The sequence below is a fragment of the Caballeronia sp. LZ043 genome, from assembly GCF_031451075.1.
Taxonomy (GTDB): Bacteria; Pseudomonadota; Gammaproteobacteria; order Burkholderiales; family Burkholderiaceae; genus Caballeronia.
Genome location: NZ_JARUXT010000001.1, coordinates 1,905,907 through 1,917,708 on the forward strand (window position 1 = coordinate 1,905,907; position 11,802 = coordinate 1,917,708).

Annotated in this window: 11 protein-coding genes and 2 tRNA genes; 6 read left to right on the forward strand and 7 right to left on the reverse strand. The window is 62.9% G+C overall.

Going from position 1 to position 11,802, the window contains the following annotated elements; translation table 11 throughout:
* Positions 1 to 99 precede the first annotated feature (99 nt).
* The 3 genes from QCE64_RS08600 to QCE64_RS08610 form a co-directional block, all read right to left on the reverse strand.
* A complete protein-coding gene (locus tag QCE64_RS08600) occupies positions 100 to 1,437 on the reverse strand; it encodes a hypothetical protein (RefSeq protein WP_310003444.1) in 1,338 nt (445 codons plus the stop codon).
* Positions 1,438 to 1,614: 177 nt separating this feature from the next.
* Positions 1,615 to 1,691, reverse strand: a tRNA-Arg gene (locus QCE64_RS08605).
* A gap of 95 nt (positions 1,692 to 1,786) precedes the next feature.
* The gene (locus QCE64_RS08610) at positions 1,787 to 2,617 is read right to left on the reverse strand and encodes an undecaprenyl-diphosphate phosphatase (protein ID WP_310003446.1); all 831 of its coding nucleotides are present in this window, start codon (positions 2,615 to 2,617) and stop codon (positions 1,787 to 1,789) included.
* Positions 2,618 to 3,204: 587 nt separating this feature from the next.
* Between QCE64_RS08610 and QCE64_RS08615 the strand changes: the two genes are divergently transcribed.
* The 3 genes from QCE64_RS08615 to QCE64_RS08625 all read left to right on the forward strand — a co-directional run bounded on the left by QCE64_RS08615 (position 3,205) and on the right by QCE64_RS08625 (position 5,272).
* Complete coding sequence (locus QCE64_RS08615; protein ID WP_310003447.1) at positions 3,205 to 4,107, forward strand: aldose epimerase; 903 nt, start codon at positions 3,205 to 3,207, stop codon at positions 4,105 to 4,107.
* A 113-nt stretch (positions 4,108 to 4,220) separates the two neighbouring features.
* On the forward strand, positions 4,221 to 4,922 hold the full coding sequence (locus QCE64_RS08620; RefSeq protein WP_309917283.1) for a peptidoglycan DD-metalloendopeptidase family protein: 702 nt from the start codon (positions 4,221 to 4,223) through the stop codon (positions 4,920 to 4,922).
* A 29-nt stretch (positions 4,923 to 4,951) separates the two neighbouring features.
* The gene (locus tag QCE64_RS08625) at positions 4,952 to 5,272 is read left to right on the forward strand and encodes a hypothetical protein (protein ID WP_309917285.1); all 321 of its coding nucleotides are present in this window, start codon (positions 4,952 to 4,954) and stop codon (positions 5,270 to 5,272) included.
* Between the two features lie 45 nt (positions 5,273 to 5,317).
* Here QCE64_RS08625 and QCE64_RS08630 read toward each other — a convergent pair whose 3' ends face one another.
* The 3 genes from QCE64_RS08630 to QCE64_RS08640 all read right to left on the reverse strand — a co-directional run bounded on the left by QCE64_RS08630 (position 5,318) and on the right by QCE64_RS08640 (position 6,164).
* Positions 5,318 to 5,470: a hypothetical protein gene (locus QCE64_RS08630; protein ID WP_309917288.1), complete on the reverse strand. Its 153-nt coding sequence runs from the start codon at positions 5,468 to 5,470 to the stop codon at positions 5,318 to 5,320.
* Between the two features lie 293 nt (positions 5,471 to 5,763).
* Positions 5,764 to 5,934, reverse strand: coding sequence for a hypothetical protein (locus tag QCE64_RS08635; protein WP_310003450.1), 171 nt, complete (start codon positions 5,932 to 5,934; stop codon positions 5,764 to 5,766).
* Between the two features lie 153 nt (positions 5,935 to 6,087).
* Positions 6,088 to 6,164 (reverse strand) — tRNA-Pro (locus QCE64_RS08640).
* Between the two features lie 154 nt (positions 6,165 to 6,318).
* On the opposite strand from QCE64_RS08640, the gene QCE64_RS08645 reads away from it, so the two are divergent.
* On the forward strand, positions 6,319 to 6,777 hold the full coding sequence (locus QCE64_RS08645; protein ID WP_310003452.1) for a histidine phosphatase family protein: 459 nt from the start codon (positions 6,319 to 6,321) through the stop codon (positions 6,775 to 6,777).
* A gap of 138 nt (positions 6,778 to 6,915) precedes the next feature.
* Entirely contained in the window at positions 6,916 to 7,740 is an 825-nt protein-coding gene (locus QCE64_RS08650) for a GNAT family N-acyltransferase (protein ID WP_309917297.1), read from the forward strand.
* Positions 7,741 to 7,833: 93 nt separating this feature from the next.
* On the opposite strand, the gene ppx is transcribed toward QCE64_RS08650, so the two are convergent.
* Positions 7,834 to 9,345: an exopolyphosphatase gene (ppx, locus tag QCE64_RS08655; protein WP_309917300.1), complete on the reverse strand. Its 1,512-nt coding sequence runs from the start codon at positions 9,343 to 9,345 to the stop codon at positions 7,834 to 7,836.
* A gap of 326 nt (positions 9,346 to 9,671) precedes the next feature.
* Between ppx and ppk1 the strand changes: the two genes are divergently transcribed.
* Positions 9,672 to 11,735: a polyphosphate kinase 1 gene (ppk1, locus tag QCE64_RS08660; protein WP_310004192.1), complete on the forward strand. Its 2,064-nt coding sequence runs from the start codon at positions 9,672 to 9,674 to the stop codon at positions 11,733 to 11,735.
* The last annotated feature ends 67 nt before the right edge of the window (positions 11,736 to 11,802 follow it).

The window sequence follows — 11,802 nt, forward strand, 5'->3', positions numbered from 1 at the left end:
GCGGATGCGGCAGCGGCAAGACGACGCCCGCGGGCGTCTGAATCAGATGCACGTCCACGCCGACGACGGGCGTCAGGTGCGTGACCGCCAGCATGCCCACTAAGCTTGTTCCTTGAGGCTATTGATGCGCTGCGCGATGACCTCGGGCGGCAATGGCTTGATGGTCTCAGGCCAGTTCTCGCCGTACAGGGCCATGAGTCGGGAAGTCAACTCGCCCCGCCGCTTGTGCCACATGCCGACACACCTAAGCGCCTGCTGCGCGACATGCTGTACGTTGCTGTTCGCGCGCAGTGCCGGATCGATCCACAGTCCGAAATCAAGGGCCCGGAAGTTCGCCTCCAATGCATCTTCCTGACGACGCATCTGATTCATGCACTCGCCGACCATCCGCCACGCTTCGATGCAAAGAATGCCGTCCTGCTCGGCTTGGGCAAACGAAGCAGCCTGTTCGTAGCGCTCGGCGGCGCGGGCGTACTTGCGCTGCATCCAGTGAACGCTCGCCTCACCGAACAGGCTGTTGACCGCCAGCTTGTTGCCTGCCGCATGCCCGGCGTTCAACGCCTGACGCGCGGCTTGCGTGGCCTGTTCGTACGCATCGAGCGCAAGACCAGATTCATTCCATTTCAGATACGCAGCGCCCGCGATCAGATGCACGGTCACACTCTGATCGAACCAGCTTTGTTTGCTCGCGATGGCCAGTGCCTCGGCACGCAAGGACTCGAGCCGCACAGCATCGTCCTTTCCGAGCGCTTCGCTCAATCCCACGAACAAGCGCTGGAAGTCACCTTGCGGGCCGCGCTGATCCGATTCGACAAGCAGTTCACGCGGCAGCGATTCCATGCCGTAGTGCCCTTGCACCACGACCATTTGCTCAGGCCTGCGCTGACGCAGCCAGGCAAACGCATCGGCGTCGGTGCCGGTCAACACGAAGCGCACGCGCGCCGCTTGCCATGCGTCGCGCTCGATGCCATCGAGCAGATCGTTCAACCATCGCTCGAAAGCATTCGGCTTGCTGACCTGCACCGGTTCGAGCATCAACACCAGTTCCGGAAACACGTCCGGGTGATGCCGCAACAAGCTGCGTGTGAGTGCGAGTAGATAGGCGGTCGGCGTCTCGCCTTGCGGGTCCGGCGCATGCCAGTCGGCGGCGACGCCATTTGCGCGCGCACCTTCGCGCCTGGCTTCGTAGAACGCGATGATTTCCTGAGCGAGCGCCCGAGCGTATTGATCCGCGTGATCGAAGCGCGAGGTCAGTTGCAGCACCGCATTCGACAGCATGCGCTGCCGCTGAACATAGACCTCCACCATGCGCAGGTCGGCTTCGTTTGCCTGCCAGTAGAGAAGAGATGCGCGTGCGCTATTGCGAAAACACAGCCAATCCTCATGCACCGCCATCAGGCGACGTTCAACCGGATTGCTGGGGTGCCATGTCTGCATCGTGCGCTCGAAGCCTCGTTGATCGAAGCTATCGAGCCTGCCGCATCCGGCACTGCAACGGAATGATTAAAGTCTGAAAACGCAGAAGTGGGCGACACCGCCAGCATGAAAACAGGAAACCAGAAGCACAAACAAAAAACCCAGTCACACGGACTGGGTCTTGGCACCTGATGTCACTGGCCCGCCCTACACGACTCGAACGTGTGACCTACGGCTTAGAAGGCCGTTGCTCTATCCAGCTGAGCTAAGGGCGGATATCGACGCGCGCGGCCTGGATGACACAATCCATCCGCGGATCTGAAGAGACCGCGATTTTACCTCATTCCCGGTCGTCCACATCCCGCTTCGCCTAGAGCGGCTGCGGATGCATCATGAACCAGCCGAGGAAGAAGATCCCCGCGATCACGCAGTACACGCCGAACGACGCAAGCTTGCCGTGCCCTTCAAAGTAACGCATCAGGAAGCGCACGCTGAGATAGGCCGCGATGCCCGTCAGCACGCCGCCCACCACCGAATCGAACAACTGGCCCGGCGCATGGAACAGCTTCGGCAGTTCGAGCACGCCCGCCGCGAAAATGATCGGCGTGCCGAGCAGGAACGAGAACTCCGCGGCCGCCTCGGCCGTCAGGCCAGCGCCGACGCCCGCGATCATCGTCAGGCCGCTGCGCGAAAAGCCCGGAATCAGCGCGCCGATCTGCGCCAGCCCCACCAGAAACGCCTGCTTGAACGTGAGCTTCTCCGGAGCCTGCAGCGCGCGACGCTTCTGCAGCCGGTCGCCGAACCACAACAACACGCCATTGACGATCAGCGCTGCCGCCACGATCCGCAAATCGTGAAAAAGTGCCTCAAGGCGCTTCTCAAGCAGCAAGCCGACGATGCCCGTCGGAATCGTCCCGATGATGAGCGCCCACATCATGTGGCCGTCGTCGTTCTTACGTCCGCCGAGTGACGCAAAGAAGCCGCGGATCAGCGCGACCCAGCGCGCACGGAAATACCACAGCAAGGCGATTGCGGTGCCGAGATGCAGCGCGACGAGAAACGGCAGCAACTGCGGCGCATGCTTGTCGATATGCATGCCGATCAGTCCGGGAACCAGCAAGGTATGGCCGAGACTGCTGACGGGGAAGAGTTCGGTAACGCCCTGCAGGACGCTCAGGAATACGAGAAACCACAGAGTCACGCGTCGGTCCTTTTTCGGGAAGGGAGGGACGCGCCGTGCAATTGCATCCCGGCGTCCCGCGCGTCGCGCGAAGCCGGACGAGGCGAACAGGGAGATCAGGCAGGAAGGCTGAGTGACACGGCGCACGAACGGACCCGATTATGCCGACAGGCCTATCGAGCGCCAAGCGCTACCGCACACAAAACAGCACACAAAAGACACCGACAGACAATCGTCGGCGAAACGACAGATTACCGAAAGACCATTAGAGGAATCTCGAAAGAAATGCCCTTGCGCAAGCGCGCTGCATCCCGGCGGGTCAGGCCTTCAGCTTGTACAGAAAAAGCGCCGTGCTCGCCCCGAAGAGGCCGAACATCGCGACACCCATCGCCATCGCCAGATCCATGGTCACTCCTTGTCCGTCTGGTTCCCAACATTAGGAACCTATAAGACCATATCGGCCCGACATCGGTCAGTCGCAATTTCCCGCAAAGGGTTTCCATGTAGAAAATTTGAGGCAGAATCGTCCCACTCGCGAGCAGCGCCGTTCTGCTGTCTGCTTTTCCCGACGCGCGCAAGCCCCACCCTCAACGGAGTGCACGGCCATCATGTCAACGCAACAGGAAGTCATCGAAATCGAGCGCGACGGCGCCGCCCTTCTGCTCGCGCCGCATGCCGGCGGACGGCTCATGACCTGGCGGGTCGGCGGCGAACCCGTCATTCACTGGCCCGATGCGCCCGACTGGTCCAACCCCGCCAAGATCCGCGGCGGCAATCCGTTATTGTTCCCGTTTCTCGGACGGCATTTCGTCGACGGCGAAATCGGCCATTGGCGCAATCCCGAAGGCGTCGTCCATGCACTGCCCACGCACGGCTTCGCGCGCGACCTGCCCTTCACGTGGACGCGCGACGCCGATGGCCATGGCGTGCGCATGACCCTCGTCGACAGCGACGCCACCCGCGCCGGCTATCCGTTCGCGTTCCGCTTCGAGGCGGCTTACCGCATCGTCGATGCGCACACGCTCGAGGTGGAACTCACCACGTCGAATCCGGGCGAAGTGCCGCTGCCCTACTACGCCGGCCATCACTTCTACTTCCATCTGCCGCACGGCCAGCGCGCCGAAAGCAGCGTGCAACTGCCGCACACCGAACGCCGGCGGCAGTTGCCGGACGGATCGATCACCGCCGCCGAAGCGGGCCTGGCGAGTTATTCGCTGGCCGATCCGGCCATCGTCGACGTGTTTCACTGCCTCACCCGGCAGCCCGACGAACCGATGCTGCTGAACCTGCCCGGTCTCGGGCGCACGGTGCGCCTGGAACTGCAACAGCCCGATTCGGTGCCGTGGTATGCCGTCACCACCTGGACCGAATCGGATGCTTCGGACTTCTACTGCGTCGAGCCTTGGATCGGCCTGCCGGACGCCATCCACAACGGCCGCGGCCTGCGCTGGCTTGCGCCCGGCAAGACCGAAACGGCGTCGCTCAGACTGGTCGTGACGCCCGCGGCATGATGCGCCGCGGGCGGCTTTCTGTTCGGGCAAACCCGAGCCTGTAAAATCCTGCCTTTCTTTCCGCCGCGCGACAGTGCTCCGACTCCGCGCGGCGACGCCTTGCGAGGTCAGGTTTGCAAACAGGAATTCGACGGCTCGTCTGCACGTCACTCATCGCAGTGCTGGCCGCCTGCGGCTCCGCGCCGGTCGGGCCCGGCTTCTATCGAGTGGAGCGCGGCGACACGGTATCGAAGATCGCGCGCGCGAAGCGCACCAGCGTCGCCAACATCGCGCGCTGGAACGGGCTCTCCAACCCCGACGCCATCGAGGTCGGACAGGTGCTGCGCGTCGCCCCGCCCGCCGGCAGCGCGACATCCTCGACGTCGCCGGCGGCCTCCTCCGGCTCGACGGACGCCGGTGCCGGCGCCCAGTCGGCCGCGCAATCGCCGGCACAAGCCAAGGCCGGACCAGGCGTGTCGCTTGTGTGGCCTGCGCAGGGCAGCGTGATTCGCGGTTTCGACGGCAAGAATTCGAAGGGCGTCGACATCGCCAATGCGGCGGGCACGCCCGTCATCGCGGCGGCGGCCGGCAACGTCGTCTACGCGGGCAACGGCCTGCGCGGCTACGGCAACATGCTGATCATCAAGCACGACGACGACTATCTGACCGCCTACGCGCACAACCGCACCCTGCTGGTGAAGGAAGGCCAGACCGTGCAGCAGGGCCAGCAGATCGCCGAAATGGGCGATACCGACAGCAACCGCACGATGCTGCATTTCGAAGTGCGCTACATGGGCCGCTCGGTGGACCCGGCGCGCTATCTGCCGTCGCGCTGAACGCGCGGCGGACGTTACAAGGAAGATCGATGAAGCTGAAGAAGAGGATGAACGCTGCCGCCGTCTGCGCGGCGCTCGCATTGACCGGCGCGCTTGCAGGCTGCGCGCATACGACGAAAATGACCTACCTGCCCTCGGGCGATACCGGCTTCGCCATCAACTGCAGCGGCGGCGATGCCGCCACCAGCTGGGCGGCCTGCTACAAGCAAGCGGGAGAAACCTGCGGCGCCTATGGCTACGACGTGATTTCGAAGGATGCCGACAACGGCGCGACAGCCGGCGGTTCGGTGGGCGGGATCTTCGGAGCGAACATCAAGAATCGCTCGATGGTGATCCGCTGCAAGCAATGATCGCTGCCCCGGCGGCGTAACGGCCGACCATGCACGCGCATTCTTTCAGGCGTCGGAGGCGGCCATGACATCGTTCTCCGGGAGCGTGTCGGACGGTGTGCGCCAGTGTCCCGACAACGGATCGATCCGCGCGGCAAACGCGAACAGCGAGGCCAGACCCAAAGGGGCGACGACGGCGAAAACCCACAGCAGATTCATGATCGATACGTTTTGAAACAATTTGTTGGATCATACCTGTCCAGCAAAATATTCGCCCGGATGATTCGTCAGTGTGTGCGGTAGGTAGCTATTTCCGATTCTTTCCCTCGGGGCCTTTCACCCTGCCTTTTGCAACCCGTTACGCTCCGAAACAAGCGCATACAGCCGTGCCGCGCGCGTCTTCTTAGAATGTCTTCAGCCCGCGCGCGGTATCCGCGCGAACAGCCGGCGCGGGTCAGAGGCCCCGGTGCGAACGCATCGGGGCTTCGCCTTCGTATCGGCCATGAAGAACGTTATTGCGGTTGTGCCGGTGCGATGATCGTCGGCGGCGTCATGTCGGTGGGCACGCCCTTGTAGTCGGGCGGATCCTGCGGCGGATGCTTGTGATTCGGGGCGTCTGCGCATGCGGACAAGCCGAGCGCCAGCGAGAAGGCAGTGACAAATGCAAGAACGTTACGCGGCATGGTGCTCCCGGACAGGGTTGAACAGGCATCGGCTGGACGGCCGGCCGAGTGAATCTCATCGGATCTTCATCGGAGCGTTCAATCACGCGCCGAATGAACCTCAGAAACGGCAAAGGGGTTACAAGCCGTAACTTGTAACCCCTTCGTGTGTGGTGGTCGGAGCGATAGGATTCGAACCTACGACCCTCTGATCCCAAATCAGATGCGCTACCAGGCTGCGCTACGCTCCGACGAGCCGCGAATTGTAGCGTGCCGGCCACGCGTCCGCAATGCCGCACATGCATGCTTCTTGGCAACCACGCGGCAACCACGCGCGGGCACGCAACTTCCTGTAACGGAACCCGCGCGTGAACCTGCGCATCCCCTTCTCAGCGGAGACAAGCGATGAACCTCATTCTCTGGCGCCATGCCGAAGCCGAAGATCAGGCGCCGAGCGATCTCGCCCGCCAGCTCACGTCGCGCGGACGCAAGCAGGCACAGGGCGTCGCGCGTTGGCTCAAGGCGCGCGTCGGCGATGACGCCATCCTGCTCGCCAGCCCCGCGACTCGCACGATCCAGACGGCCGAAGCATTCGGCGATCGCTATCGCGTCGTCGATGCGCTCGCGCCCGGCAACAGCGCCCAAGCCGCGCTCGACGCCGCGGGCTGGCCGGACGGCATCGGCGAGACGGTCGTGGTGATCGGCCACCAGCCGACCCTCGGCCGCCTGGCCGCCCTGCTCATGACGGGCACGGAAACGGAATGGTCGGTGAAGAAATCGGGCGTCTGGTGGTTCCAGTCGCGCACGCGCGCGGGCGACGGCCAGACCGTACTGCGCGCCGTCATCAATCCCGATCTGCTGTGAGCTGAAACGGGTCACGCGAACGACGGCACGGTTCAAGGCGTTTCACTGAAACGTCATTGCCATGCCATGCGAGCGTCATCGCGGATTACTACATTGGCGAGGACTCAAGCCACAGCCACGTCCTGTCGAGGAAAGCCAATGCAAGATCTGCCGACGCCCGTCCTGCAACTCGGAGCGGCATCCTTCTCGCTCGAATCGCGCCGTCATCTTCCGCGCACGTCCGAAACCCACACCGGACGCGAGCGTCTGCAAGTCTCATGGGCGCGCGACGACGACGCCCTGCGCGATGCCCAGCGCCTGCGCTATCGCGTGTTCTCGGAAGAGATGGGCGCGCGTCTTTCCGGTCCTGCGGGACTCGACGTCGATGTCTTCGACGCCTATTGCGATCATCTTCTCGTGCGCGATCTCGACAGCCTGCAAGTGGTCGGCACGTATCGTGTGCTGCCGCCGCATCAGGCCGCGCGTATCGGCCGCCTGTACGCCGAAAGCGAGTTCGACGTGTCGCGCCTCACGCACCTGCGTCCGAAGCTCGTCGAGGTGGGCCGATCGTGCGTGCATCCCGACTATCGCAACGGTGCGGTGATCATGTCGCTGTGGGGCGGCCTCGCTGCCTACATGATGCAGAACGGCTATGAAACGATGCTCGGCTGCGCGAGCGTCGGCATGATCGACGGCGGTCACTACGCGGCGAATCTCTACACCTCGCTGTCCGCCGATGCGCTCACGGCGCCCGAATACCGCGCGTTCCCGCATACGCCGCTGCCGGTCGAGGAACTGCGCACCGGCGCGAACGTCAGCCCGCCGCCGCTGGTGAAGGGTTACCTGCGCCTGGGCGCGAAGATCTGCGGCGCGCCTGCGTGGGATCCTGACTTCAATACCGCCGATTTCCTCACGCTGTTCCGTCTGTCCGACATCAACGCGCGCTATGCGCGTCACTTCATCGGCGACATGCAGGGACGCTGAGCGGCTCTTGTGGCACGCGTTCAGGAAGAAGGCCCCGGCGCACTCATGCGGCGGGGCCTTCTTCATTCCGGCATCGGTACTTCCATCGGTGCTTCAGTCACCCGTATAGACCACGCGATACGGACGTCCGATCTTCTCCCACTCCATGGCCTCCTGAACGAGGCTGTAATCGGTGAGCGGATTGTTCGTGACCCAGTCGCTCGGCAGACGCACCTCGAAACCGCCGCCCGCCGTCCGCACCTCGATGCCCGGCAAGCCGACCTCCGCGCGCCGGCGCGACAACAGCGCCGCGAGTCGCAGACAGAACAGCAGCGTCCAGTCGACGTCGCGCGTCTGCGCGAGCTTGCCAAGCTTGCCCGCGTGTCCGAGCACGAGCGTGGCGAGACGCGCCTGATCGGTGCGTGAGAAGCCCGGCATGTCGGCGTTGCTGGTGATGTACGCGGAATGCTTGTGATAGGCACTGTGCGCGATCGATAGTCCGATCTCATGCAGCGACGCCGCCCACGCCAGGAACATGCGGTTCTCCTCGCGCAGGTCTTCGTCGGGCTCGCCGAGCTGGTCATGGAAGCTGATGGCGAGCTCGCCGATGCGGTCCGCCTGCGCCCCATCGACGCCATAGCGCCGCTTGAAGCCCTCCACGGTGACCGTGCGCATGTCCTGATGCTGCGAGCGGCCCAGCAGGTCATAGAGCACGCCGAGACGCAGCGCGGCGTCGGTGGTGTCGGCATAGTCGATGCCCAGTTCCTCGAACACGCCGAGCATGATCGACAGTCCGCCCGCCAGCACCGGCACGCGATCCGGCTTGAGCGCGGTGAGCTTTAGCCGGTTGACGTTCTCCGCCTTGATGACCGCGCGCTTCAGCCGTTCGAGACCGCCGCGCGAGATGCCGTGCGTGATGCCTTCGTCGTTGAAGCCGTTCGCTTCGATCAGCTCCGCCAGCGCCCGCGCCGTGCCCGACGAACCGATCGCCTGATCCCAGCCGGTCTGCTTGTACTCGCTCGAAATGATCTGGATCTCGCGCTTGGCGGCGAGTTCGGCCTGGCGCATCGTGTATTCATCGACGTTGCCGGACGGGAAGAACTGGCGGCTGTGGCTCACGCAGCCAATGTAGAGGCTTTCCATGTGGATCGGCGTGTAGTGCGAGCCGATGACGAATTCGGTCGAGCCGCCGCCGATATCGACGACGAGACGCCGGCCCGCGATGGCCGGCACGGAATGCGCGGCGCCGGCATAGATGAGGCGCGCTTCCTCGCGTCCGGCGATGACTTCGATGGGAAAGCCGAGCGCCGCTTCGGCTTCGGCGAGGAAGTCATGCGCGTTCTTCGCGACGCGCAAGGTATTGGTGGCGACTGCGCGCACCTGGTCCGGATGGAAATCGCGCAGACGTTCGCCGAAGCGCTTCAGCGCGTCCCAGCCGCGCACCTGCGAGGCGCGGTCGAGCAGCTTGTCACGCGAGAGCCCGCCGCCGAGGCGGACCGGCTCGCGCAGCGCATCGACCTGATAGATCTGGCTGCCGGCGGGCGTTTCCTCTACCCGGCCGACAATCAGCCGGAAACTGTTCGATCCGAGGTCGACTGCGGCAAGAAGGTGGGGATGTGTGACCATCGGAGATCCAGAAAACGTGATGTGGGAGAGCACTGTTGCGTCGGCACTGCTATTTCGGCATTGCTACTGCGGCATTGCTACTGCGGCATGGCTACCGCCGCGTTGTTGCAGCGCACGAATTCCGCACGAATTCTATTGCATGCCGGCGCCTTCCGCGTCCGCCCGCTTCGTGAACCCTTTCACGGGCGAGTGCGCACGCTCCGAAGACGCTATTCGCATTGTGAGTAGAATTTGTGAAAATCGTTCTGTCATCAAAAATACATCAAACTGTGAGAGCATTCGAGCGCACCTTTGCCCCTTTGATCGAGACACCTTCCATCCTGCCGATGTCCATCCGCTATCCGCTCTTCAACCGCGAACTGGGCATATTAGGTTTCAACGAGCGCGTTCTCGCGCAAGCCGCCGATACGACGGTTCCGTTGTTGGAACGCCTGCGCTTCATCTGTATCACCAGCAGCAATCTCGACGAATTCTTCGAAGTCCGCATGGCGGGTCTGCAAGAGCAGATGCGCGACAACCCTGGCTCGCTGTCGCCGGACGGCATGTCCTTGCAGCATGTGTACGACCTCGTGTCCGAGCGCGCGCAGCGTCTGGTGCGCCAGCAATATTCGATGCTGCATGACATCGTACTGCCGGCGCTCGAAATGGAAGGCATCTACTTTCACGGCGCTGAAAGCTGGAGCGAGCAACAGACCGCCTGGGCGCGCGACTATTTTCACAATGAACTGCTGCCGGTGCTGACGCCGATCGGCCTCGATCCCGCGCATCCGTTCCCGCGCGTGCTGAACAAGAGCCTGAACTTCGTCGTCGAACTTGAGGGCACGGACGCCTTCGGACGACAGGCGATGATGGGCATCGTGCAGGCGCCGCGTGCGCTGCCGCGCCTGGTGCGCATGCCGGAAGCGCTGTCGGGCTATCCGCACGGTTTCGTGCTGCTGAGCTCGTTCATGCAGCATTTCGTCAGCGACTTGTTTCCGCACTTGATCGTGCGGAGCTGCAACCAGTTTCGCATCACGCGCAACAGCGAGTTGTTCGTCGATGAAGACGAGATCACCAATCTGCGGGTCGCGCTGCAGGGCGAACTGCCGGCACGCCATCTCGGCAATGCGGTGCGGATGGAGGTGTCGGCGGAAACGCCGCCGCATCTCGTGCGCCGTTTGCTCGATGAAAGCCAGTTGAGCGAGCGCGACCTGTACCGCGTCAACGGGGCCGTGAATCTGGTGCGGCTGATGCAATTGCCGGAGATGGTCGACCGGCCGGACCTGAAGTTCGTGCCGCATATTCCGTCGGTGCCCAAGGCGATCGCCAACACGACCAATCTCTTCGATGCGATCGATCAGGGCGACATCCTGATGCATCATCCGTACGAGAGTTTTCAGCCTGTGCTGGAGTTGCTGTTGCAGGCCGCGAAAGATCCGCAAGTAGTTGCCATCAAGCAGACCATCTATCGCACGGGCACGGATTCGCCGTTGATGGATGCGCTCATGCAGGCGGCGCGCAATGGCAAGGAAGTGACGGTGGTGGTGGAACTGCTGGCGCGCTTCGACGAGGAGACGAATATCAGCTGGGCTTCGCAGCTGGAGGCTGTGGGCGCGCATGTGGTGTATGGCGTGGTGGGCCACAAGTGTCACGCGAAGATGGTGTTGATCGTGCGGCGTGTGTCGCAGGGCGGCAAGCTGGTGCTGAAGCGTTATGCGCATCTGGGCACGGGCAACTATCACCCGCGGACGGCGCGTCTTTATACCGACTTCGGCCTGATGACCGCCGACCAGGAAATGTGCGAGGACGTGCATCATGTGTTCCAGCAGCTGACGGGCATTGGCGGAGAGATTGCGCTGCATCAGTTGTGGCAGTCGCCGTTTACGCTGCACGCGAAGCTGATCGATGCGATTCGCGCCGAGGCCGAGCATGCGCGCCTTGGGCGGCGGGCACGTATTGTTGCGAAGATGAATGCGTTGCTCGAGCCTACTGTGATCGAAGCCTTGTATGAGGCTTCACGCGCGGGCGTGAAGATCGATTTGATCGTGCGGGGGGTGTGTTCGCTGAAGCCCGGGGTGGAGGATCTTTCGGAGAACATCACGGTGAGGTCTATTGTCGGGCGCTTTCTCGAGCATCATCGGATCTTTTATTTTTACGCCAATGGCAAGGAAGATGTGTTCTTGTCCAGTGCCGACTGGATGGATCGCAATTTCTTCCGCCGGGTCGAGGTCGCGTTTCCGATCCGCGATCGGCGGTTGAAGCGGCGAGTCATCGCCGAGGGTTTATCCGTTTGTCTTGGGGATAATCAGTCGGCTTGGGTCATGCAAAGTGATGGGCATTATCGGAAACGCCGGCCCGGGAAGTCTATTCGCAATGCGCAATTAGGGCTTCTGGCTAAGTTCTGTTCTTGATTTTGCTGGCGCTTGATGTCTTTCGCTTGCGCTTCCATGGACTTCCTGTGTTCGCGTCGGTCTGTTA